Source organism: Undibacterium sp. FW305-107 (assembly GCF_058788535.1).
The window spans coordinates 413088-438027 of sequence record NZ_JBYTAV010000004.1; the positions used below are offsets into that span (position 1 = coordinate 413088).

Genomic DNA, 24940 nt, shown 5'->3' on the forward strand with positions numbered 1-24940 from the left:
TTGTATTCCTGTTAGGGATTATCAGGCACAAACAGCTTAGAACTCCTTTCATAAATATGAATGAGATGCGTTCCAGTCGAAGAGAATTGATGAGGATAAATGAGAGAAAACTTATTTGGCAGTGGCTTCTTCGCTGGCCTTGTCTTCTTTCTTCTCGTCTGGCGGTGGGTCTTTCGGCATGGGTTTGCGCGGCAGCATCTCATTGCGGTTGGCAGCATGGGCAACGAAGCTGGCCAGTATCATCGAAGCCTGGGTCAGGTCGCTCTTTTGTACTTTGTCATATACATCCATGCTGGAGTGATGAGTGCGGCTGAAGTAATCCATATCGTCCTGGACGAACTGGAAGCCGGGCACGCCAACGCGGTCGAAACTCACATGGTCGGTGCTGCCAGTATTACGCAGCGTCGTCGTGGTTGCACCAACATCATTGAACGGCGCCAGCCAGGCATCGAAAATCGGTTTTAAGGTCGCATTGTTTTCTGCGTAGATGCCACGGATTTTGCCGCCGCCATTGTCGAGATTGAAGTAGGCAGAAATCTTGCTGTGCATGGGTTTGATGCTCAAAGGCCCGGTCTGTTTGCGTGCAAAAGTCGGCAGTTCAAGTTCCTTGGGGTCAGTTGGTTCAGGGCGGGAAGCGATCCATTTATTGACATAGGCACGCGACCCCAGTAAACCCTGTTCTTCACCACCCCACAGGGCGATGCGTATGGTGCGGCGCGGCTTGAAGCCAGTCGCCTTCAACAGACGCACAGCCTCCATGGCCATGGCAACACCGGCGGCATTGTCGGTTGCGCCTGTGCCACCGTGCCAGGAATCCAGGTGGGCACCGAGCATGACGATTTCATCTTTTTTATCTGTGCCGGGGATTTCAGCCAGTACATTGATGGCAGCTTCCGGGTCTTCGTCGCTAAAGCTGGCTTTGACATCAATTTCCAGTTCCACGTCTTTTTTCTTTTCCACCAGGCGATACAGGCGGTTGTAGGTTTCACTGGCGACGACCAGGGTTGGCGGGCCGGTCAGTTCATCTTTCTTGTATGAACCACCTTCCTGTACAAAAATGGTGCCATCTTCGCCACGGGTGACATTCAGCGCAGCCAGGACTTTTTCTTCCGTCAGGAAGGTACGCAGTTTTTTAGCAAACGTAAAACGCTTCAGATAAGCCGGTATGTCACCACGGCGCGAGGCTGCCGGGTCAAAATCGATTTTACTGAGTTCACTCAGTTCTTCATGCGAATACCTGTGTGCATCTGCCTTGACATGTGGCTTGATGGGCAGAGGCTCGTCCAGCAACACGATGGCTCCTGCCAGCTTGCCCTTCCATTTCGGCAGGTCTTCATCTGCCGTCATTTTTGCAATCATCAGCTTGCCGCGCTGCAGCCCGTCTGTGCCTGGGGTCCATGCCTTGGGAATGGCATACAGATCGACTTGCGAGGGCGCAACCATGCGCAAAGTGGTTTTTTCTAGTGTCCAGCCTCGGCCAAAGGGAGCAAAGCTTTCGCTATGGATATTTTGCAGGCCCCATTCACCGAATTTGCTGCGGGTCCAGTCACCAGCCTTGCGCAAGGCTGGCGAACCGGTCAGGCGCGGGCCGATTTCATCTGTGAGCGTGCCCAGTATTTCTTGCGCCTTGGAGCGGTTCATGGCCTCGTCACGCAATTTGGTAATCAGGTCGAGGTCGATTTTTTCTTCGCCGGCGGCAAACGCGAGCTGGCCGCTAAAGCTGGTGGCGATGAGGACGGTACCGCATACAAGCTGCAAAATACGCATTAATTGTCTCCTGTTTGGATTGACCTATGTAAGTCTCTGGCCGGATTGGCCTGAGCTTCAGTGCAATGTTTTTATGCTAGCTGGAATTGCTTGTTATTCTTATACCGGATTATGTTGCACTGCTTGGAGTGGATAAGTCCTTATTTGTTCCGCAACTTCCATGCTTTTAAGAAATATTCCTTATTTTTAACGGGAATACCCGAAAAATTTACTGGAATTTAATTTGACATGGTGAGAAATTTATCTTATTTTACCAAGTAGTTAAATAAGGAAAAACCGCCACCATGCAGCAAGATGCCCTCAGCATGACCTTCTCCGCACTGGCCGACCCTACACGGCGCGCCATCCTGGCGCGGCTGGCGACGGGGGAAACTTCAGTCAGCGAACTGGCAGAACCATTCGACATGAGCCTGCCGGCCATCACCAAACATTTAAAGGTACTGGAGCGGGCAGGCCTGATCACACGCAGCCGCAGCGCCCAGTGGCGTCCTTGCCAACTACAGGCAAGCCCACTCAAAGAAGCATCCAGTTGGGTTGATCAATATCGCCAGTTCTGGGAGCAAAATCTGGACAGGCTGGAAATCTATCTGCAAGACCTGCAAACAGCCGCACAATCGACAACAACAGGGGAACAGCATGAATGAAAATAAACCGGATTTTGTCATCACCCGTATCCTGAAAGCACCGCGTGAACTGGTATTTGCCGCCTTTAGCGAAGCTGACCACCTGGCGAAATGGTGGGGGCCAACAGGTTTTAGCGTAGTCCAGTCCAGCATGGATTTGCGCGTCGGTGGCAGCTATCACTTTGGCATGCGTGGCCCGGATGGCAGCATGATGTGGGCCAAATTTGTCTACAAGGAAATAATCCGCCCTGAAAAACTGGTGTATCACCATAGCTTTTCTGATGAAGCAGGCAATCTGGCGCATCACCCCATGAGCCCGACCTGGCCGCTGGAGGTTTTATCGACCATCAGTTTTGATGAGCATACTGATGGCACCTTGCTGACAATACGCTGGGCCTTGCTCAACAATGCCACCGAGGAAGAAAGAAGCGTCTTCCACGCCACCTTTGCCAGCATGGATCAGGGTTTTGGCGCTCTGCTGGATCAATTGCAGGCTTACCTCGCCAGTCTCTGATATTTCAAACTGTTTCAGACAGGCTGAGGCTGTCTCTGATACAGGCGATAGAGAGCCAGGGCGAGCCATTTTTTACTGAAATTTAGTAAGTAAAAGTGAATAACTAGCATGACAGGTAAAATCACGAGTAGAATTCAGCGTCATTTTTTAAATCGTCGTATGCCAACAGGCATGATATCTGCTGCAAAGTCAGCTCAATATTGAAGGAATGTGTATGTCAATTAAGTCCCGTGTAGTCCTGGGTAGTGCGCTTGCCCTGCTGGTACTCAGCGCCTGTAATGATAAAAATGCAGATAAGGCCGCATCGGCTTCTGCTTCTGCCTCGGCTTCCACAACTGCCAGCAGCAGCGAAGTCGCTGCCACTGTCGATGGCACGCCTATCAGCAAAAAACAATTGGATCAGATCATGCAGCAGCAAGCTGCTCAAGGCATGCCTGATACACCAGAAACACGCAAAATGGTCATCGACAATCTGGCCATGCAACTGCTGGTTGCCAAAGAAGCGGTCACCAAAGGCCTGGATAAAACACCTGACGTCGCTGACCAACTGGAAATGTCCCGTCAATCCATCCTGGCAAATGCCTATGTCAAGGATTACATCAAGACAGCGGCAGTAACGGATGATGCACTGAAAGCAGAATACGAAGACTTCAAAACCAAGAATGGCGGCAATGAATTCAAAGCGCGTCATATCCTGGTAAAAACAGAAGATGAAGCCAAAGACATTATCGCCAAAATCAAAAAAGACATCAAAGCTTTTGAAGGCCTGGCAAAATCCAAATCACAAGACCCTGGTTCCAAAGCCAGTGGTGGCGACCTGGGCTGGTTCAACCCACGTGGCATGGTCCCTGAATTTGGCGCAGCCGTTGCCAAACTGGAAAAAGGTAAATTCACTGAAGAGCCAGTCAAATCCCAATTTGGTTACCATGTCATCGTATTGGATGATTCCCGTCCTGTGACTATCCCCCCGCTGGAAGAAGTCAAAGCTGGCCTCAGTCAGCAGTTGCAACAAAAAAATCTGAAGAAAATGCTGGATGACATGAAGGCAAAAGCCAAGATTGAAATCAAAGCAGCGCCAGCAGCAGCTTCTGCGCCTGCTGCAACAGGTGCACCTTTGACAGTGACACCAACCGTAGTACCGGCAGCAGCGGCATCCGCTTCTGCTGAAGCACCGAAAAAATAAGCTTTAGCAATTTCTGGCAAAGGTTGGAAAAGAAGGTCGTCAAGCTTGTCTTGGCGGCCTTTTTCTTTGCCTGCAGGCTTGATGCGAGTAGGTATTAAATCATTGAACTATTGCCAAGTTAACTAAATCCTGAGACACTATTATTGCCAATATTTCAAGCAATGATATAAACAAAAAGCACCTAGAAGTTCAGCCATTTCCACTCAGGAGGCATGATGCCAGCCCAGACCATACCTTTCAACGGCAGCGAACTGGCGCTGGATGCACGGCCTGATCGCCTTGATATCCGCGACCGCATGTACACGCCCAGAGTGATGAACCTGCCAGTGTCTTTTCCAGACGCTGGCTTTATCAAAACCCAGCTCGCCAAATACATCAAGGCAGGCATGATTTTGAATCAGGGTTCTGACGGTGCCTGTACCGGTTTTGGCCTGGCCGCCGTCATCAATTACCTGTTCTGGCTGCGCGATGCGGGCAATAAGGAAAGCAGCCCGCGCATGATTTACCACCTGGCGCAACTGTATGATGAATGGGCAGGTGAAGATTATCTGGGCTCCAGCTGCCGGGGTGCACTCAAAGGCTGGCACAAGCATGGCGTCTGCAGTCGTGAGTTGTGGCCCTATACGGTAGACAAGAATGACCAGGTACCCGCCTTTGAAGCCCCCAAGCCAGGCTGGGAGAAAGATGCACTTAAACGTGCCCTGGGCGTGTATTACCGCATAGATAAAGCATCCATCACCGACATGCAGGCTGCCATCGTCGAGATTGGTGCCATCTATGTTTCGTGCAAGCTACATCAAGGCTGGGCAGAAGTCCCTCCACCCAAGGCAAGCAGTTTCAGCAAACTGGATCAACTGCCTGTGGTTAACTTCAGTGACATCAAGGCCGGGGGCCATGCCTTTGCCTTGCTCGGTTACACCGACCAGGGCTTTGTCGTGCAAAACTCCTGGGGCGAAGATTGGGGCTTGCAGGGCTTTGCCATCATGACCTATGACGACTGGCTGGTGAATGGCAGCGACGCCTGGACTGTGTCACTCGGTGTACCTGTGCGCTATGTCGATGCAGTGAACCGTACCCGTGCAGAAAACCAACTGGCACCCCAGGCCAATATCCCGCCCGCCGCGGCCTTCAAGGCCAGCGGTTCTGCGTTGATACCAGGTGCAGCATGTGCATCCAGCAAGGCAGGGCAGCCCAATCTCAGCATGGACCAGGCTTACAGTCTGACTGTCGTCATGGGAAACGATGGCGGCCTGATACAACGGTTACTGGAAGTCGCCGATGCTGCAGCAACGGTAGAAAAAGTTCTGGTGCAGGCACCACAAGCCTGGTTCAGACAGCAGAGTAAAAACGAGGCTAAGGGCAAGACATTGAAACTTGCCCTGTATGCCCATGGCGGCCTCAACACTGAAGATGATTCACTCAAACGCATCGCTGCCATGGCACCGTATTTTCTGGCGAACGGCATTTACCCGGTATTCATTACCTGGAAGACCGGACTCACAGAAACCATGGGAGATGTGCTCAAGGATAAATTGCAGGACTACCTGACTGGCTCAGTCCTGTCCAGCGACTGGCTGGACCACCTCAAGCATACCGCCGTTGATGTCATGGACCGTACAGTAGAAAACCTGGCAGCAAGCATAGGCGGCAAGTCGCAATGGATGCAGATGAAACAGAATGCGGCACTGGCCACTGAAGATGATGACCCGCCACGTGGCTTGCTCGCGATTGCTGAACGTCTTAAGGAATTAAGCAAAGCCCTGGGCAAGGGCAAACTGGAAATCCATCTGATCGGCCATTCTGCCGGCTCGATTGTGCAGGGGCATTTGCTGAACCTGCTGGCCGCACGCAAGCTGACTGTCAGCACATGCAGTCTGTATGCGCCGGCCTGCAGCCTGGAATTTGCAGAAAGCACTTACCGCCCTGCCATAGAAAACGGTGTGCTGGCGCGGGAGAATTTCCACATTCATTTGATGTCAGATGCACGTGAGCGTGACGATAATGTCTACCAGATTTATCGCAAATCCCTGCTCTACCTGGTAGCTCGCGCTTTTGAAAACCGCCATAAAACACCCTTGCTGGGTATGGCGGCCAGCCTGGATGCAGCTTATTTTAATGGTGACAAAGCATCAGAAGGGCAATGGAATGACGCCAGCATCGCGACATTAAAGAGCTGGAATAAATTTTACTGGAGTAAAAAACTGCCCAGCGATTTCGCCGAAACCGGTGAAGGTCTGACGGCGGAGCAAAAAGCCAGTTTGCATATCATCCATGATACGCATGTCAATTGCGGCAAGCGCCTGATCCCGGTTGCCCACGGCAGTTTCGACAATGATGTCAACGTTGTCTCGCAAACCCTGGCACGTATTCTTGGCCTGAAAACAGGCGATGCTTTGCCTGTGCCTGTTCAAGATCTGGATTATTGAGTCCTCTTAATTGAGTCCTCTTAATTGAGTCCTCTTAATTGAGCAATATTAAGTTGCGGCCAACTTGAGCAAAAGCCTGATGTATTCCCAGGGCCTTCGTTCCAGGTCCCAAAAATCATGGAAGGTCAGAAATAACACCCCATGCATAAGTAAATACCCCCGCATGCGCGGGGGTATTCATACTATCGCATCACATCTGATGAGACAGGCATACTCAGGCTTTAGGCCCCTTGCGATGTGGCTTGGCTGCTGCTGGCTTGCCTGATCCATAGCCTTTGGCTTTTTCTGTCACGCGACGATCACCGCCGGCTTTTTTTGGGCCGAAAGGTGATGGCTGGTTGACGGGCAGAGGCTTGCGCACATGGTCTTCACCAACCGGGCTGATCTGGATTTGCTTGCCTGCGACCCAGACGCCTTTCAGCTGCTTCAGCAATTCCTTGGGCATGCCATCTGGCAGGTCCAACGTGCTGTAGTCGTCGAAAATATCGATGCGGCCTATGTGCTTGGCTTCCAGACCGGCTTCATTGGCAATCGCGCCGACGATATTGCTGGGCGTTACTGCATCTGCCTTGCCGACTTCGATACGGTAAGTCAGCATGGGGATGCTGACCTTGCCTTTGCCGTCAGCCTTGTCTTTCTTAGGCTTGGCTGGACGCTCTTCATCAAGGGGAGCACGGGCTGCACGGTCTACTACCTGATTCAGCTTGCTGCCAGGTGCAGCATCCGCAATACGTGGAGCACGTTCGCGAGGCGCTTCTTCACGCGCTGCACGTGGTGCCGGGCGGGATGCTGGCGCGCTGCTGCCTTGCGCTTTTTCTGCACTGATACGCAGAGCCTGGCCAGCAACACGTACTGAACTCAGGTGCTCCATCATGTCACCAGGCAGATTGTCTGGCAAATCAAGGATGGTGTAGTCATCATAGATATCGATACGACCGATGAACTTGGATTCTATATTGGCTTCATTGGCAATCGCGCCAACGATATTGCCGGGTTTGACGCCATGATCATGACCCACCGCGATACGGAAAGTCTGCATGCCTGGCTCCGGCGTGCGCGGGCTGTGTTCACGGCGTGCGCCACGGTCTTCACGAGGTGCACGCTCAAAACGGTCACCCCTGTCACCACGATCGCGGTCGCCACGTTCAGCGCGGGCAGGACGCTCATCGCGCCAGCTATCATCGTTTTTCGTTTCTTTACGGTTTTTATCCAGCAGCAAAGGTTCATCACCACGCGCCATTTTGGCCAGCGCCGCAGCAATTTCCACTGCCGGGATATTTTGCTCACGTTCAAAATCTTCAATCAGGGAGGTGAATTCTTCCAGGCCACCCTGTGCCAGCGTGGCAGAAATCTGGTCCTTGAAACGGGCGATACGGACATTATTGACTGTCTGTATGGTTGGCAATTCCAGCGGTGACACTGGCTGGCGGGTTGCCCGTTCTATCGCTTTCAAGAGATTTTTTTCACGTGGCGTGATAAACAGGATGGCTTCACCACTGCGACCGGCACGACCAGTACGGCCTATGCGGTGGGTGTAGCTTTCTGGATCGTACGGTACATCATAGTTGATGACGTGGCTGATACGCTCTACGTCCAGACCACGCGCAGCAACGTCAGTGGCGACCAGGATATCGATCTTGCCGTCTTTCAGCTGCTGGATGGTGCGCTCACGCTGTTGCTGGTTGATGTCGCCATTGATGGCGGCAACCGAGAAGCCTCTTGCATCGAGCCTGGCTGCCAGTTCTTCGGTACCCAGTTTGGTACGGGCAAAAATGATCATGCCGTCGAAAGTCTCGGCTTCCAGTATGCGTGTCAGGGCATCAAGCTTGTGCATGCCGCTGACCAGCCAGTAACGCTGGCGGATATTGTCGGCAGTGCCGGTCTTGGCCGCAACCGTGACTTCTGCCGGTTTATTCAGATAAGTCTGGGCAATGCGCTTGATGGCTGAAGGCATGGTGGCCGAGAACAAGGCAGTCTGGCGGCCTTCCGGTGTTTCTTGCAGGATGCGCTCGACATCATCAATAAAGCCCATGCGCAGCATTTCATCAGCTTCATCCAGCACCAGGGTTTTCAGGGCGGATAAATCCAGTGTGCCCTTGTCCAGATGGTCAATCACGCGACCTGGCGTACCCACGACCACATGCACACCACGGCGCAGGGCCGAGAGTTGCGGGCCATAGCTTTGGCCACCGTAGATAGGCAAAACATGGAAACCGGGGATGTGGCGTGCGTAAGTCTGGAAGGCTTCTGCCACCTGTATTGCCAGTTCACGCGTTGGAGCCAGCACCAATGCCTGCGGCGTAGTCTGGCGGATATCGATACGCGACAAAATAGGCAATGCAAAGGCAGCGGTCTTGCCAGTACCTGTCTGAGCCTGGCCCAGCACATCGCGGTTGGACAGCAAAATCGGGATGGTGGCCGCCTGTATCGGCGACGGTGTTTCATAGCCTACATCCTGCAAGGCGCGCATGATGGGCGCACTCAGTTGCAGGTCTTCAAAAGTAATCGGGGGTTTGTTTTCTGACATGGCGATGCTCGCTCGTTCGCTCGTATCGCAGGATGCGACAAGATGGTTATCCCTACAGTTTACTCTTCTACGTCAATCTCAGGGAATTTTCCTGCCCTGAGGCAGAGTTGGCTTAGCTTAAATACATCAGATATAAATTATATTTTTAGCATCATACAATCTGTTTTTAAGGTGATAGCGACAACATTCAGGGAAGGGAATTTTTGCAGCTTACTTCATAAAATCAATGAAAGCCCGCAAAGCCGCTGACTGATGGCGGCGGCTGGGATAGTATAAATAAGTGCGCTCAGGCGCTGGCCACCAGTCTTCCAGCACATATTGCAATTGCCCCTGCTGCACCAGTTCATCTGCATAGCCGCGGTAGGTATAGCAAACCCCTGCACCATCGCAGGCAGCCCGCGTCGCTACGTAGAAATCATCCACCACCAGCGCACCGGTGGTAGCAACTTCCATCTTTTCTTGCCTGCGCTGGAATTCCCAGCGATATCTTTGTCCGCTAGGGAAACGAAATTGTATGCATTGATGCTGCAATAAATCATGGGGCGTTGCAGGAATCCCATGCTTTTGCAAATAGTCCGGTGAAGCGCAGACAACGAAGCGGACTTCCGGCCCTACCGGGATAGCAACCATGTCTTGCTGCAAGCTTTCACCAAAACGCAGGCCTGCATCAAAACCCTGTTCAACGATATCGATGAGTGCATCACTGCTGACAACTTCCAGCTCCACCTCGGGATAAGCTGCGTGCCAGGCTGCCATCAACGGGGCTAGCGTCAGTTGCGCCGCCGGGCGCGGCACATTCAGGCGCAGGTGTCCTACCGGTTTATCGCGTAGTTCATTCAAACCTTCCAGCGCCCCCTGGATTTCTTGCAGCGCCGGTCGCAGGCTCTGTAACAAGCGTTCCCCAGCTGGCGTCATGCTGACGCTGCGGGTCGTGCGGTGCAACAAGCGCATACCCAGTTTTTTCTCCATCTTCGTCACAGTGTGGCTCAGCGCTGAAGCAGTGAGCTGCAATTCCTGCGCCGCCTGGCGAAAGCTGCGACATTCTGCAACACGGGCGAAAGCCAATAAATCATTCAAGTCTGGTGACATAGCAGGAAACTCCAGTTAATGGAGTGCATTATATCGACGCGGGGGAAACATAAAGCTTATATAAACTTGGATAGAGCCCCTTATTGCATCGTACTAACAGCCTGACTTTGCTGCGTCAATACCAAGTTTTGTCAGGTTTAAAAACTTAAGCAAAAAATATTGATCCCTGATTTATAATTCTGACGCCCTGACTGAAATTGGTCAGCCCGACCAATACTTTTTTTAAATCAAATCAGGACCTACATGGATCTTGCTTCCAGTAAATATCCTTGCCACGCCTTCCATGCATCCCTGCCAGGTGGCCGCGATGTGGGCGAACTGAGCCTGTCGCAATTGGGGGTCAGTTATCAGGTGGCATCTTTGCTGGGTACCCTGCCATTTGCGCAAATGGAACTGACCCTCGGTGGGGCGGCCAATAAACTGGTCTTCATCAAGCATGCACACAAACCAGATCTGGTGCTGTACACCAGTGACTTGAGCATATTGAAAAATCCTGTCTTGCTGACCCATCCTGAATGCTCACGCCAGATATCTGCACTGGGCCGCAAGCGCGCTTATGGCTGGGGTGTGCTGATAGGCTTTAGCCTGTTGCTACTGGCTGTGCCAGTGGGGCTGATGTGGCAAATGGATACCATGTCCGCCTATGCCGCCAAACAAGTACCAGTGGAATGGGAAGAAAAACTCGGTGCCAGCGTCGCCGCCCAGGATGACCTGAAAAACAGGCGCATGGCCAAGGCCGAAGCTGATGTCGTGCTCAAGCCACTGACCGCTCCTCTGCTGCAAGCCCTGCCCAATTCGCCGTACCGTTACTCTATCTCCATCGTCAATGACAGCAGCACCAATGCCTACGCCCTGCCGGGTGGTTATGTCGCCATCCATTCAGGCCTGATCCTCAAGGCGGGTAGTGCAGAAGAATTGCTGGGCGTACTGGCGCATGAAATCAGCCACGTTGAAGAACGTCATGGCACACGCAATGTCATCGGCAATGCCGGTATTTATCTGGTCGCCAGTGCCGTGTTTGGCGACGTCAGCGGCTTGCTGGCAGTCTTCACCAATGCGGCACCTATGCTGTTGAGTCAGCAGTATTCACGTCGTTTTGAAACCGATGCAGATGAAAAAGGCGTGCTGCTGTTAAAGCGCGCCAAAATCAATCCGGCAGGCTTGCCAGTCTTCTTTGAGCGCATGATTGCGGAAGAAAAAGCCGCGCTGGAAAAAATCGACAACAAGCAGGCACGCGAAGCCTACAAGCAAGCCATGGGCTTGCTCAGCACCCACCCCACCAGCGAAAAACGCATGGCGCATTTACGTGAGCTGATCGGTAAACCTGAGGGACCGGGGACGTATATCAATCAGGAAGCGGCCTTCAAGGATTTGCAGGAAGCTGTCAAAAAATTTGTCGCCAAGTCTCCCGTAACTGAACCCAAAGTACCTGCACCAGCATCACAAGAAAAACCACCAGCAACGCAGTCCTGAAAATTAAATAAGAATTTCACAAAATTGCCTCAGCCATGAACTGCAACGCAGTCAGGGCGATTTTGAGAAATTCCACACAAAGAGGAGTTAGTAGTGAAAGCAAATATCAAAGGAGGCCATGCCTTCTCCTACGTCGAGGTAGAACTCGCACCCGGTGAAAGCATCATGACAGAACCGGATGCCATGTCGAGCATGGATGCCAGTCTCGACCTGACAGCCCATTTCAATGGCGGCCTGATCAAGGGTTTGCTGCGCAAATACCTGGGTGGTGAATCCTTGTTCATCAGCCGCTTTAACAATGCTACTTCTGCGCCACGCAGCATGACCATCGTGCAGCCCACGCCTGGTGAAATCCTGTGCAAGGAACTCAATGATGAAGTGTATTACATGCAGCCTGGTGCTTTTCTCGCGTGCGAAGAAAGCGTCAAGATAGGCCTGGGTTTTGCCGGTTTTGCGTCCTGGATAGCGCGCGAAGGCCTGTTCCGTATCAAGGTAAGCGGTCACGGCAAGGTCTGGTTTGGTGCCTATGGTGCACTGCTGGAAAAAGAAGTGAATGGTGAATACATCGTCGATACCAGCCATCTGGTGGCCTACGACCCATCGCTGCGCCTGAATTTGCAACTGGCGGGTGGCCTGTTTTCCAGCTTCTTTGGTGGCGAAGGCCTGGTGACGCGTGTCAGCGGCCAGGGCAAGATCGTCATCCAGACACGCAGCATTTCCAGCCTGGCTGGCTGGCTCAATCCAAAATTGTAAGGACGCATCATGCACGTAGAATTAGTCAATCAGCCTGGCAATACCGCTGCCAAAGTCAGCCTGCGTCCAGGTGAAGTCTGTACTGCCGAATCTGGTGCCATGCTGGCCATGAGCAGCAACATGCAAATCACCACGACCACCCATAAAAAACAGGGCGGCTCTTTATTGAAAGCAGCAAAACGCCTGATAGGTGGTGAGTCCCTGTTCCTGAATCACTTTGAACCACAGAATACACCGGGCGAAGTCTGGCTGGGTACTGACCTGGCAGGCGATATGCTGGTACTGCCGCTGGACAACGATAACCTCATCGTCCAGGGTGGTTCTTTCCTGGCTTGCGATGAAGGCATAGAAGTTGACCTGGGCTGGCAGGGTTTCAAATCCATCCTGTCTGGCGAAAGCATTTTCTGGCTCAAGTTGAAGGGCAAGGGTACTGCAGTCTTGTCTTCATTTGGTGCCATCTATCCCATAGAAGTGGATGGTGATCACATCGTCGATACCGGTCACATTGTCGCCTTCAGCGAAACCCTGCAATTCTCCATCACCAAGGCAGGCAAGAGCTGGCTGCAATCCATACTCGGTGGCGAAGGCATGGTCTGTAAATTTTCTGGCCGTGGCACAGTCTGGTGCCAGTCGCATAATGAAAGCAGCTTTGGCAGCCTGCTCGGCCCTGAACTCAAAGCCCGCGGATAAGGACAATAAGAAATGAATAACACGATGATAGATATCGTCCTCACCGGCGAACTGGCTGAAGGCATCAGTTTTGAACAAGCTTGCAGTACAGTCGAAAAACTGTTCAAGCTCTCCACGGAACAAGCCAGGCAATTACTGGAAACCGCACCGAGAGTCATCAAGCGTGGACTCGATAGCGAGACTGCAGAAAAATACCGGCTGACCATAGAAAAAAATGGCCTGAAGGTACTCTTGCAAAGTGATGCTGACGTTGCTGTAAAAAACGAAATTGTCGCCCCGGAAGTGACAACGACAGCGCCTGTACCCGCAACTGCGGTTGTGACCCAGGCCGCCGTTGAAGCAGTGCCGCCAGCGATAGCCAGACAAGAGCTTACGACCAATACAGCCGCTACCACCAGCACCGCCATCACTCCAGCACAGCCAACTGCAGCAACCGAGTTCGCCGGCCTGAAATTCAAGATCGATGGCAGCCCGGACTTCGGCTTTGTCACGGTCCAGTTACCAAGCGGCCAGACCTTGAAAGTGGAAGCCAGTGCCATGGCCACGATGGACACCAACCTGGTCATGAAGACCAAGATGAAAGGTGGCATATCACGCATGCTGTCAGGTGAAAACCTCTTCCTTAATGAATTCACAGCAGAAAACGGCCCAGGTGAAATCGGTATCGCCCCTGCCACCCCCGGCGACCTGATTCACCGCTACATGCGTGGCGAAACCCTGTACCTGCAAAGCGGTGCCTTTGTCGCCAGCACCACTGGCATCAACATAGAAACCAAATGGCAGGGTTTCACCAAAGGCTTCTTTTCCGGCGAAAGCCTGTTCCTGATCCGCGCCACTGGCGAAGGTGACCTGTGGCTCAACAGCTACGGCGCGATCATAGAAATCGATGTCAAGGACGGCTACGTCGTCGACACCGGCAACATCGTCGCCTTTACCGAAGGCCTGGAATACAGCATCAGCAAAGTCGGCGGCTACAAGTCCCTGTTCTTCTCCGGCGAAGGCTTTGTCTGCCGCTTCAAGGGTGAAGGTAAATTGTGGATACAAACACGTAGCGTTGGCGCGTTTGCGGGCTGGGCTGGGAAGTATCGTCCGACGAAGGATTAAGCAGTCAATAGTTGATTCATCAAGATTGAAGAAATTTGACAGTTGGTCGTGTTGACGTTGCTTTTGCAGTTGTTTTTTCAGTTGTTTTTTCAGTTGTTTTTTCAGTTGTTTTTGACTTTTGCAGTTCCCATGTGTAGCCGCCGTTTGTGCTGTACAGAAAATGGATTAAGAAGAGCCGCTGTCTGAGGTGTAGCAGGGGTTTCGTGCAGCATGCTGCACGCCTGCGTAACGACAATCGCTTGCAAGCGATTGTGCGCCCTGCAAGGGAAGCGAGTTTCGGATCTTCCCATTTTTTGTACTGCATAAATGGGAACCCCGAAGGGGCGGCTACGCCTGGGTCGCCTTCTTTGGCATACCTTTCTTGGCGACGCAAGAAAGGTATGTAGCTGTCGGGCTACCCCCGACCGACAATCGTGAATGACGTGTGTGGGTATCTTGAAATCTAACTCGTGAGTCTGCGAATTTGAATTTAGCGCATTGCGCGGCACGCTAAAAACGTCATTAGATTCCAGCCAAGAGCACGCTGGAGCGCCAGTCCGGTGGAATGACGTCAATAAAATATTCCAAGTTCAAAGTCTAATCAGCTAGGTTAGATGTCGGAACATGGTACTTGGCGCAAAAATATAATTACCAATTACTGAAATTAAATCATCAATATCATGAACAAAACAGGGATTGTTTCACCAATCCCTACCCATCATACTGCCATTTCCAACCTCCTCACAGGAAAACCGAAATGTCAGCAATCACAAATGAATTCCAGGACCAGATCATCGTCATCACTGGCGGCTCCTCAGGCATAGGCCTTGCCAGCGCCAAGGCATTTATCAATGCTGGTGCCAAACGCATCTACATCACTGGCCGTTCAAAAACCAAATTAGAACAAGCCCGAGAAATTCTCGGCAATAAAGTAATCCCGTTTACAGCAAATGTCGCTAGCATCAGCGACCTGCAAGCACTGCATGACAAGATAGCTCAACAAGGCGACAAAATAGATGTCCTGTTCGCCAATGCCGGCATCGCCAACCACAACCAGTTTGGCAGCACCACGGCAGTGGAATTCGACAATATCTTTGGAACAAATGTCAAAGGCCTGTTCTTCACTGTGCAAAGCCTGCTGCCATTGATGAACCCGGCGTCTGCCATTGTGCTGAATGCCTCCATCGCCGCTAGCATGGGCATGCCAAATCTGAGCCTCTACAATGCATCCAAGGCGGCTGTACGCTCGTTTGCACGCAGCTGGTCGAATGATCTTAAGGACAGGCAGATACGCGTCAACACCATCAGCCCCGGCGTCACCAGAACCCCCATCATGGAAAATGGCCTGGGCATGAAAGAAGAAGATATCACCAATTTTTCAGCCTACCTGGCTGGTGCAGCACCGGCTGGCCGCATGGGCAAGCCAGAAGAAATCGCCGCTGCTGTCTTGTTCCTGGCATCCAGGGCCGCCAGTTATGTGAATGGTGTGGAGTTGTGTGCAGATGGTGGATTAAGCCAGGTTTGATGCCAGAACCCGGATACAGGTAAGATAGCTGCTCTTAAACTTCCAGTTCAACATCATGGTTACTTGCTATCTGCGCTACATCATCGATCCCGCCAAACTGAAAGAGTTTGAACATTACGGCAAACTCTGGATACCGCTGGTGAACAAGTTTGGCGGCCAGCATCACGGTTATTTCCTGCCTTCTGAGGGCGCGAATAATGTGGCGCTGGCATTGTTCAGCTTTCCCAGTCTGGCTGCGTATGAACAATACCGCCTGCAGATGATGGATGATGCCGAATGTCAGGCAGCATTCCAATATGCAGAAGAACACAAGTGCATCATCAGCTATGAAAGAAGTTTTTTCAGGCCGGTGATGAGTTAATTCGGGCCGCCCATGACGCTAGCCATGAAAACCACAAGAACGATGGGCAGCCAGGCAAGCAGCATTAACACCGCTGCGCTTACCGCAGTAAATATACCGCGTTTTTCTCGTGGCACTTCAAGCAACACAGGTGAGCCCAGATAGAGCAGATAAATGCTGTAGATACTGGCAAGAAAATTGATCACGACCATCGCGATCAGATTTTCGTTGACTCTTTCATTGCGAAAGAAAGGCAGTATGTGCAGCGATCTGACTATCAACAATGGCACTATGCTATAGATGCTCAGCTTCAAAGCCTGCGGCAGGCTATACGAGCCGCCAAACCTGCGGCTCAGGCCCTGCATGACACGGGCAATGATATAGATAAATACCAGGCCCATGCCATAGGCACGCACAGAGTTCACCAATATCATGCGCAGGTAATCGCGTGACAGGGTTTCAATCTCTGTTGCCGGACCAAAATGCCTCAGCAGCAAAGCAGATACCAGGCCCAGCAAAAGAAAGAAAGCCGTGAGGGGTACGATAGTCAGCACGAATACATGCTGACTGCTGCGGCTGTCTTGAGCAATTCTTTGCCACTCACGCCTGGGTTCGGTCAATACATAGTACACACTGCGTACCAGATCCATTTTTTATCCTGATCAAGTCCGGGAAAAATGCTTACTTGGTTTTTTCGACATCCAGGAAGCGCCAGTCACCGCGCAAGATGGGATGTGTTTTATAGCCCTTGACCCAGGGCTGTATCAGCCAGTTGCGCACACGCCAGAGTTCCATGCTGTGCACGGTGTCGGCTTCAAGGATTCTTTCCATAGTGTTGAATAATTTCAGGCGTTCTGGTCCGTTGGGCATAAGGCGCGCCTTGTCATAGGTTGCATCGAACGCCTCAGACTTATAGCAGCCATGATTGCCCCGGTAAGCGTTCTTGCCATAATACAGTTCCATGAAATCCATGCCATCCGGGATGTCGGCGATATAACCCATGCCAAACATCATGAGCTTGCACTGGTAAGCTGATTTCAGGTTATCAGCAAAACCAGCAACCGGGAATTCTGCCCGTATGCCTATCTTGTCGAGCGAACGCTTCCAGACTTCCATGCGGGCATAGTCCTTGGTCTTGGGAGCGGAATGGATGCGCAGTTTCAATGGTGAACCATCAGGCATGCTGCGGAAACCATCTTCACCGCGTTTGTAGCCAAACTTGTCGAGCAGTTTGTTGGCCAGTTTGGGGTCGTAGCCGTTGCTGTTGCGGTAGCTGGCATCATGCCCAGCTACATCCGGCGGCACCATGGATTGGGCCTTGATGGCTTGTCCGAACCAGACCTGGTCAATTTCTTCCTGGTGATTGAAAGACAGGGCAATCGCCCGGCGCAGGGCAATTTTATCCTTGCTGTAACCGCCAACCGTCGGGTCCTGGAAATTGAAAAAAGTGCGGGTGACACCTGGGTCTATGGTACGGTAGAGTTTCAGACCCTTGGTTGCGAATTCTGGCTTGAGCTTGCCCTGGTCCAGCAACTTGACTGAGGCTGCCGGTACCAACATTTCAAAATCCAGCTGGCCAGAATCAAAGGCCAGCCAGCGTGACTGCTCTTCTTCTATGATGGCAATCTCGACACGCCCGACCTGGGGCATCTGTTTGCCCTTCATGTCCTTGATGATCTGCTTGTCCCAGTCCGTGCCAGTGCCCTGGAAGTCCCAGACAAAACCACGGTATTCAGGATTGGCTTCGAGGATGATTTTACTGCGTGGTACATATTGCTTGAGCATATACGCACCGGTACCAACCGGATGCTGGTTGACAGCCTCGCCGTAATGCTCAACTACTTCACGCGCTACCGCACCACCCAGGGGTTTGGCGAGGTAATAAATCAGGCCAGGATGTTGCGCCTTCATGCGCAAGATCAGGGTATAGGGGTCTGGTGTTTCCAGTCCGGCAATTGGCTTGTCATAGTCAAACTTGCCGGTTTTTTTGGCGGCGGCAATCAGTTCATCCAGACCGACTATCTTGCCTTCCAATATGCTGGCCTGCACTGAACGGTTGTTTGGATCAACCAGGCGCTTGAACGTATAGGCATAGTCGCTGGACTGCAATTCCCTGCGCTGGCCCTTGAATGCCGGGTCGGGGGAAAAATAAATCCCCTTTCTGAGACGGAAGGTCAGAGTCTTGCCGTCATCACTGATGACAGGCATGGCTTCTATGGTATTGGGCACGAGTTTGGCCGGGCGGGCCAGGTAATCGTAAGTGACCAGGCCTTCAAAAATCGCATCTGACACCCAGTTGGAATAGGCGCTATTGGTGCGCATGGCATCAAAACCATCATCGGCAGCTTCAAAGGACAGATGCAAGACTTTGTTCGGATCAGCTGCAGCCATCACGGGCAGGCTCAGGCTGCAGAGCAATGCCGTCAGCACAGCAGTCAGGGAAGATTTCATCTGAAAAAAAGGAAGAAGAATAAAGCCAGCAGGATAGCAGTTAACAGCGCCGTTTAACGCATGGATAAACCATATTTGCGCATGATCCTGTCCATCTCGCCGGTTTCTTGCAAAAACTGTATCGCGCTATTGATTTGTTCCAGCTTCCACATCGATTTATGCGACAGGGCGCACTGAGTCTGCACGACAGAGAAGGGGGTTTTGGACACTTTGTAGAGGCTGCGTTTTTCCGGGAAGTTTTTGAAATAGCCCTCTATCTCACCATCAGAACTGACCATGGCATCACCACCACCAAGAGCAAGCAAACGGAACATGCCAGGCACATCAGTCAGATCAACGCGTTTGATTTTGCCTTCGCTTAACTGACTTGAGATTTGCGGATAGTGGTAACCAAGTTGCAGAATCACTTTCTTGCCTTCGAGTTGCTGAGGCACCATCTCTATACTGGTTTTGTCAGCCATGACTACTACTCTCTCCACCTGCGGGAAAGTGGCCACGGTCCAACTGACTTCCTTGGGTAAATCAAACCAGGCCGGGCTGGAATAACACATGATATCGGCGTCACCCTGTATCACCACGCTTTCTATGCGTCTGCGTGAATAAGGGGCATAGCTGGCTTGTGCCGAGAGTTTTTTTGCCAGCTGGTCAGTAAAATCTTTTTGCAAGCCACCAATCAACTGGTGGTTCTTGTCAAAAATATTGAGGGGGTAATCAAGGTTTTCATAGACTGCAACCCGCAGTTGCGGCTCCGCAGCCAGTGTCACTGAAGGGTAAGCCCAACACAAAACCAGACCTGCCAGCCCGCTCAAAGCGGTGCCAAAACATGTGCGCTGTCTTTTCATATTTGCACCCAGCTCTATTATTACGACTACAACACATGACTACCTGCGGACAAACCCACGTGCCCCCTGCAAACCACCAGTATGCACCGCCACTACCCTGGCATTTTGTGCGAGATATCCATCATGCCACAACTGGCGCAAGGCAAACATCATTTTGCCCGTATATACGGGTTCAAGAGGAATCGCTGTCTCTTGTTGAAATTCATGGCAAAAGCCTGTCAGGGCAGGCGATATCTTGCCATAACCACCATGATGATAATCGGTCAACAATTCATAGTTCTGGTAGTCAGGATAGCCTGCCTGGCTCAGCAAACGGCTGACTTCTGTGCGCAGGTATTCACCTTTGCTGATTGCCGCAATGGCGATGACTTTGGAGCGCCCCTCCAAGCCGGCCAGCAAACCAGCCAGCGTCGCCCCCGTACCACAGGCAAGCACCAGATAATCAGGAATGAAGGCTAACTCGGCCACCAGCTCTGCCACACCCCGCAAAGCCAGTGGCGTGCTACCGCCCTCGGGCAGCCAGAGTGTACTGTCATCTGGCGCATCTACATGACTGCGCCAGGCAGAGTTATCCAGTCTCAATTCACGATAAGCCTCACGATTCACAAACTGTACCTGCATGCCCAGAGCCCTGACATCGTCCAGCATGGCACTGTGCATGCCCACCGCCCCTCTGATCAGGGCAGTAGTGGGCAGCCCCAGTATATGGGCCGCATGGGCCAGGGCATGAATGTGGTTAGACCAGATACCCCCCATGGAAACCACATGCGTGCTGCGCCCCTGCAAGGCTTGCAAGGGGTATTTCAATTTACGGAACTTGTTGCCAGACACTTGGGGATGCAGCATATCGTCGCGTTTCATCCACAAATCCATGCCAGGAAAAAGTTGGCTGATCACTTGTTGGCAAGGAGAAATCTGGTCAGTGAATAACATGCTTGGCAGAAATGCAGGTGACAATGGTAAAGTACCATTGTAGCGCCTGGTGCCAGACCCTGGGCCAGACCTAGCCCGTAGCCGGAGAGTACATGCCCCCAGAATTTAATCAACCTTTGTTAGAAGCAAGACAACAAATTGATCAGTTGATCAAGCAAATCAAGAACGAAGGTCATCAGGATAATCTCTTGCCAGCACTGGAAACCGTGCTGACCCAACTCGACAGCATGGCCAGGACCGATCACCTGACCGGCGCCCTGAACCGCCGCACACTGATGGCGAAGCTTGATGGCGAACTGGCACGCTCCTTCCGTACTGGCCATACCTTTACCCTGGCAGCCATTGCCGTCGATGGTCTGGAGCAAATACTGGAACAACATGGCCAGGCAGTGGCGCGCCAGGTCTTGCAGCAAGTCGCCAAAGAAGCACTGACCATGTTGCGTACCCTGGACTCATTTGGCCGTGTCGCCGCCAATGAATTTGCCATCGTCATGCCCACTACCTGGCTGGAAGCCAGCCGCAAGGCCATTGCCCGCCTGAAGTTACGCATCGCCGAAATAGATTGGGAAGCCATCTCGCCTGGACTGAAAGTGACTTTTGCCACCGGCCTGACCACCAATGCCCACAAGGACAGTGCTGACAATATGCTGAAAAGAGTCAACAGCGCCTTGCAGACTGCCCGCAGCCAGGGTGCAGACCACATCGTGGAAATTGAGCCCCCTTTGCCAGACTACGACCCGAATGCAGAAGATTAAGGGAACTTGTTGGCGTCTTTGCAGACCAAGTAGTGCCGGTTAAGTTTCAATTAAGCATCCAAAAGATATCAAACTGAGTGTGTCCTCTGAGGGTGCTCTATTTGATACCTGGCTGGCCCTAATCCAAACAAAAATATTCAGGGAACCTCATGAGAACACCGCAGTTGCGACAGGCATTGCCTGCGCTATCCATCATGCTGGGCGCAATATTGACCAGCATTGCCACACCAACGCTGGCCTTGAGCAGCAATATCGTCAACACAGGCAACAGCGTCGCCACGGATGACAAAACCGAAGCCGCCAGATTGCGCGCCGAGTACATCCGTAAAAACTATGCCAAGTTTGAATACCGCATTCCCATGCGCGATGGCAAACTCCTGTTCACTGCCGTGTATATGCCGAATGATGCGAGTGCCAGCAAGCGCTACCCCATCCTGATGAGCCGCACGCCCTACTCCGTCGCACCGTATGGAAGTGACCAATACAAAACCATGCTGGGGCCAACTGCCGAGTATGAAAAAGATGGCTTCATCTTTGTCTATCAGGATGTGCGTGGCACCTATATGTCAGAGGGTGAATTCATCAACATGCGCCCGCATCTGGACCAGAAAAAATCCAAAACCGACATCGATGAAAGCAGTGATACCTATGACAGCATAGAGTGGCTGGTCAAGCATCTGCCACACAATAATGGCAAGGTTGGCCAATGGGGCAATTCTTACCCCGGCTTTTATACCTCCGCTGGTGCCATCGACAGCCACCCGGCACTGAAAGCCATCTCACCACAAGCGCCGATTGCGGACTGGTTCCGTGGTGACGACATGCACAGGAATGGCGCTTTCAACTTGCAGATGGCCTTTGGTTTTTTCCACAGTTTTGGTCAGCCACGCCCGCAACCGGTAGCAAGTACAGGCTGGAAGACTTTTAATTTTGGCACACCCGATGGTTACCAGTTCTTCCTGGACCTGGGTTCGGTGGCGAATGCAAATACTCGTTATTTCAAGAACGGCATCCCCTTCTGGAACGAGATCACGGCACATCCAAATTACGACAACTTCTGGCAAAGCCGCAATATCCTCCCTCACTTGAAAAACATCAAGGCAGCTGTGCTGACCGTGGGTGGCTGGTATGACACAGAAGATTTGTATGGCCCGCTCAATACCTACAAGGCCATAGAAAAACAAAACCCCGGTATACAAAACACCCTGGTCATAGGCCCATGGACACATGGCGGCTGGTTCCGTACAGACGGTGACAAAGTGGGTGATGCGAATTTTGGCTACAAGACTGTGCAGACCTACCAGCCCGTAGAACTGGCTTTCTTCAAGCACTATCTGAAAACCGGCGATAAACCTACGCTGGCAGAAGCATGGATGTTTGAAACCGGTGCCAATCGCTGGCGTGGTTTTGACAGCTGGCCACCAAAGGAAAGCAAGGACAAGGCTCTGTACTTCCAGGCTAATGGCAAGCTCAGTTTTAGTGCCCCCACCAATCAGGATGCGCAGTTTGCAGAATACATCAGCGACCCAGCCAAGCCAGTTCCTTACACTACCGAGATAGAAACGCGCTGGAGTAAACAATATATAGCAGCTGACCAGCGCTTCGCCACCAGCCGCCCGGATGTACTGAGCTGGCAAAGTGAGGTACTGGAAAAAGATGTGACACTGGCTGGCCCGCTGAGTGCCGATCTGTTTGTCAGCGTCACCGGCAGCGATGCTGACTTTGTCGTCAAGCTCATTGATGTCAACCCAGCCAACCTGGAAATTGATGCGCAAACAAATCGCGGCAACCAGCAAACCCTGGTACGCGGTGAACCTTTCCGCGCCCGTTTCCGCGATGGTTTCGAGACGGCCAAACCCATGGTACCGAACCAGATGACCAAGGTGAAGTTTGCCATCAATGATGTCTTCCACACTTTCCAGCGCGGCCACCGCATTATGGTGCAGGTGCAGTCCAGCTGGTTCCCCTTCATAGACCGCAATCCACAATCCTTTGTGCCGAATATCTATGAAGCCAAGGATAGTGATTTCATCAAGGCCACCCACAAGGTTTATTTTGGCAGCCAGCAACCCAGCGCCCTGCATGTCAAGGTCCTGCCAGCCCTGGACGAATGAAAAAATGCCGCTTACCCAAATCAGGTAAGCGACATTTTTTAATCAATAATCTTTACGCTGGTTTTGGTGTTGGCTGGAACACGACCAGCCAGGTCGCCAGCACCACTCCAGCACAACCTATGACGGTATTCATGGTGATGTGTTCATTCAGGAACAAGTAACCCCACAGCAGGGCAAACAGCGGAATCAGGAAAGTCACCGTCAGCGCCTTGGTTGGCCCCAGGTCAGCCATCAGGCGAAAATAGATCAAATAGGCAACCGCACTACATAACAAGGCCAGTGCAACACCCACCATCGCTATGGTCAACGTAATCTCGCCCTGCACGGGTGCCAGAGGCAGGAAGGGCAATAGCACAAATGCCGCACCTACTTGCGAACCTGTTGCCATTTGCATGGACGTCAGGCCCGTCAGTTTTTTCTTGGTATAGATACCAACGATGGCATAGCACAAAGTCGCGCCCACGCAGGCCAGCACCGCCAGCACCAGTTTGCTATTGAATTCTACTGGCCCCAGGCGCACCAGGAAGGCGACACCAAGCACACCGATTGCCATGCCAGCCATCTTGCGCAGTGTCAGCCGTTCGTCCAGGAATGCCGCGCCCATCACCGCACCCCATAGAGGACTGGTGGCATTCACGATGGCGGAGTAACCAGCCGGTATGCTGAGCGCCGCATATGAATACAGGGCAAACGGCAAGGCTGAATTAATCGTACCCAGAATTAAAAAAGACTTCCAGTTTTCACGGAAGTTCATCGACCTGCCAGTGACAAGCATCATGGCCAGCAAGGCCATACCAGCCAGCCCCACCCGGACTTCGGCACTCCATAATACCCCGACCACAGGTGCCAGCACCCGCATGAACAGGAAAGACGCACCCCAGATGGCAGCCAGGGAAATAAGACGTAACAGGTCAGCACTGCGCATACACACTCCATCAGAATCAGGATAGCAGCTTAACAAACTACAGGAAAAGCTGCTGGCAGCTTTCGGACATGAGGGGAATAAACAGTGAAAAGCGAATAGCAAGCCATCTCAAATAATGGTGCAGAACCGATTCAGAAATTTTTTTTACTTCTTGAAATCTGGATCACGGCGAGGGTCACTGCCAGGATCACAAGCCAGTGATTCAAGGCTGGCACACTCGCGCTTCCGGTTAGCGGGATGGTCGCTCAAACTATTTTTTCCTTCGGCATACCCTTTCAGGTATTGCTCCCGGTGCGGCGACTGATTACGCAACTTATTGCGCCACTGTTGAAACTCAGGTTCACTGAGATGGCATTTTACCGAACGATACAGTGCATCATTGTAGATCGCAGCCTTTTGAGGGAAGGCTTCAGTACATGCCTGCGCCGCGCCGTCCACTGAGCCGACATATCTTGCCGTTGATAATTCCTGCGCACCTGACACGTTCAGCAGCAGGTAGCTCACTGCAAATAGCAAGATGTGTTTCATTTTTCCTCTTCAATCCACATTAGGTGTTACCGGGCAACCTGAAAAATCCATCATCCAGCGCGGACACAAAAAAACCAACACGCTCCAGCAAGTTCAATACAGCAGCTTAACAAACATAGGGCAAAGCTGCTCGCAGCCTGCGGATATCGCAAGATCGACCGACAAAAAAGGAAGCGGATACTGATGCATTGCAGCAGTGACTCAGCATAAGCCCGGATCGCTCAAAAAAATGATTTATTGATGGAAACGAGGCTATTGTTGTCCAATTGAATTGACACGCTGAATACAGAAAATAATACTGCAAGCACTACACGAGATTTGCGCAGCAGGATTTTCTTTACCTGACTCGTCGCAAACAAACACTCTTTTCATCAACTCAAACATTACACTATTCCCTGT

The 24940-nt window shown here is 52.0% G+C and carries 21 protein-coding genes; 12 read left to right on the forward strand and 9 right to left on the reverse strand.

Annotation, left to right across the window (positions count from 1 at the left end; all coding sequences use genetic code 11):
- Positions 1-111: 111 nt before the first annotated feature.
- Positions 112-1767 (reverse strand): M20/M25/M40 family metallo-hydrolase, encoded by a 1656-nt coding sequence (locus AC3WQT_RS11395; protein WP_492703977.1) that lies wholly within the window; start codon positions 1765-1767, stop codon positions 112-114.
- A gap of 284 nt (positions 1768-2051) precedes the next feature.
- On the opposite strand from AC3WQT_RS11395, the gene AC3WQT_RS11400 reads away from it, so the two are divergent.
- From AC3WQT_RS11400 to AC3WQT_RS11415, 4 genes are all read left to right on the forward strand, one after another.
- On the forward strand, positions 2052-2411 hold the full coding sequence (locus tag AC3WQT_RS11400; RefSeq protein WP_492703978.1) for an ArsR/SmtB family transcription factor: 360 nt from the start codon (positions 2052-2054) through the stop codon (positions 2409-2411).
- Complete coding sequence (locus AC3WQT_RS11405; protein ID WP_492703979.1) at positions 2404-2904, forward strand: SRPBCC family protein; 501 nt, start codon at positions 2404-2406, stop codon at positions 2902-2904. Before AC3WQT_RS11400 ends, AC3WQT_RS11405 begins: the two co-directional genes overlap by 8 nt.
- A 214-nt stretch (positions 2905-3118) precedes the next feature.
- A complete protein-coding gene (locus tag AC3WQT_RS11410; RefSeq protein ID WP_492703980.1) occupies positions 3119-4087 on the forward strand; it encodes a peptidylprolyl isomerase in 969 nt (322 codons plus the stop codon).
- 212 nt (positions 4088-4299) lie between these two features.
- Positions 4300-6513, forward strand: a complete 2214-nt coding sequence (locus AC3WQT_RS11415; protein ID WP_492703981.1) for a C1 family peptidase — start codon at positions 4300-4302, stop codon at positions 6511-6513.
- A 214-nt stretch (positions 6514-6727) separates the two neighbouring features.
- On the opposite strand, the gene AC3WQT_RS11420 is transcribed toward AC3WQT_RS11415, so the two are convergent.
- Positions 6728-9040: a DEAD/DEAH box helicase gene (locus AC3WQT_RS11420; protein ID WP_492703982.1), complete on the reverse strand. Its 2313-nt coding sequence runs from the start codon at positions 9038-9040 to the stop codon at positions 6728-6730.
- Between the two features lie 210 nt (positions 9041-9250).
- Complete coding sequence (locus tag AC3WQT_RS11425; protein ID WP_492703983.1) at positions 9251-10129, reverse strand: LysR family transcriptional regulator; 879 nt, start codon at positions 10127-10129, stop codon at positions 9251-9253.
- Between the two features lie 243 nt (positions 10130-10372).
- On the opposite strand from AC3WQT_RS11425, the gene AC3WQT_RS11430 reads away from it, so the two are divergent.
- The 6 genes from AC3WQT_RS11430 (at position 10373) to AC3WQT_RS11455 (ending at position 16014) form a co-directional block, all read left to right on the forward strand.
- Positions 10373-11602, forward strand: coding sequence for a M48 family metallopeptidase (locus AC3WQT_RS11430; RefSeq protein WP_492703984.1), 1230 nt, complete (start codon positions 10373-10375; stop codon positions 11600-11602).
- A gap of 93 nt (positions 11603-11695) precedes the next feature.
- The gene (locus AC3WQT_RS11435) at positions 11696-12355 is read left to right on the forward strand and encodes a TIGR00266 family protein (RefSeq protein ID WP_492703986.1); all 660 of its coding nucleotides are present in this window, start codon (positions 11696-11698) and stop codon (positions 12353-12355) included.
- A gap of 9 nt (positions 12356-12364) precedes the next feature.
- Positions 12365-13045, forward strand: coding sequence for a TIGR00266 family protein (locus tag AC3WQT_RS11440; RefSeq protein WP_492703987.1), 681 nt, complete (start codon positions 12365-12367; stop codon positions 13043-13045).
- A 12-nt stretch (positions 13046-13057) separates the two neighbouring features.
- Positions 13058-14149, forward strand: a complete 1092-nt coding sequence (locus tag AC3WQT_RS11445) for a TIGR00266 family protein (RefSeq protein WP_492703989.1) — start codon at positions 13058-13060, stop codon at positions 14147-14149.
- 736 nt (positions 14150-14885) lie between these two features.
- The gene (locus tag AC3WQT_RS11450; RefSeq protein WP_492703990.1) at positions 14886-15653 is read left to right on the forward strand and encodes an SDR family oxidoreductase; all 768 of its coding nucleotides are present in this window, start codon (positions 14886-14888) and stop codon (positions 15651-15653) included.
- 55 nt (positions 15654-15708) lie between these two features.
- Positions 15709-16014, forward strand: a complete 306-nt coding sequence (locus AC3WQT_RS11455; protein WP_492703992.1) for an NIPSNAP family protein — start codon at positions 15709-15711, stop codon at positions 16012-16014.
- On the opposite strand, the gene AC3WQT_RS11460 is transcribed toward AC3WQT_RS11455, so the two are convergent.
- From AC3WQT_RS11460 to AC3WQT_RS11475, 4 genes are read right to left on the reverse strand one after another with little or no spacing between them, the layout of a single operon-like run.
- On the reverse strand, positions 16011-16643 hold the full coding sequence (locus AC3WQT_RS11460) for a Yip1 family protein (protein ID WP_492703993.1): 633 nt from the start codon (positions 16641-16643) through the stop codon (positions 16011-16013). The two genes, AC3WQT_RS11455 and AC3WQT_RS11460, sit on opposite strands and share 4 nt — an antisense overlap.
- A gap of 31 nt (positions 16644-16674) precedes the next feature.
- A complete protein-coding gene (locus AC3WQT_RS11465; RefSeq protein ID WP_492703994.1) occupies positions 16675-18444 on the reverse strand; it encodes an ABC transporter substrate-binding protein in 1770 nt (589 codons plus the stop codon).
- Between the two features lie 53 nt (positions 18445-18497).
- Positions 18498-19286 (reverse strand): substrate-binding periplasmic protein, encoded by a 789-nt coding sequence (locus AC3WQT_RS11470; RefSeq protein WP_492703996.1) that lies wholly within the window; start codon positions 19284-19286, stop codon positions 18498-18500.
- Positions 19287-19325: 39 nt separating this feature from the next.
- Complete coding sequence (locus AC3WQT_RS11475; RefSeq protein ID WP_492703997.1) at positions 19326-20219, reverse strand: 1-aminocyclopropane-1-carboxylate deaminase/D-cysteine desulfhydrase; 894 nt, start codon at positions 20217-20219, stop codon at positions 19326-19328.
- A 92-nt stretch (positions 20220-20311) separates the two neighbouring features.
- Here AC3WQT_RS11475 and AC3WQT_RS11480 point away from each other — a divergent pair, with 92 nt between their 5' ends.
- Both AC3WQT_RS11480 and AC3WQT_RS11485 read left to right on the forward strand, forming a co-directional pair.
- A complete protein-coding gene (locus AC3WQT_RS11480) occupies positions 20312-20974 on the forward strand; it encodes a GGDEF domain-containing protein (RefSeq protein ID WP_492703999.1) in 663 nt (220 codons plus the stop codon).
- A 149-nt stretch (positions 20975-21123) separates the two neighbouring features.
- On the forward strand, positions 21124-23088 hold the full coding sequence (locus tag AC3WQT_RS11485; protein WP_492704000.1) for a CocE/NonD family hydrolase: 1965 nt from the start codon (positions 21124-21126) through the stop codon (positions 23086-23088).
- Positions 23089-23140: 52 nt separating this feature from the next.
- Here AC3WQT_RS11485 and AC3WQT_RS11490 read toward each other — a convergent pair whose 3' ends face one another.
- Together AC3WQT_RS11490 and AC3WQT_RS11495 are read right to left on the reverse strand one after the other, a co-directional pair.
- Entirely contained in the window at positions 23141-24013 is an 873-nt protein-coding gene (locus AC3WQT_RS11490; protein ID WP_492704002.1) for a DMT family transporter, read from the reverse strand.
- Between the two features lie 144 nt (positions 24014-24157).
- Complete coding sequence (locus tag AC3WQT_RS11495) at positions 24158-24541, reverse strand: hypothetical protein (protein WP_492704004.1); 384 nt, start codon at positions 24539-24541, stop codon at positions 24158-24160.
- Positions 24542-24940 lie beyond the last annotated feature (399 nt).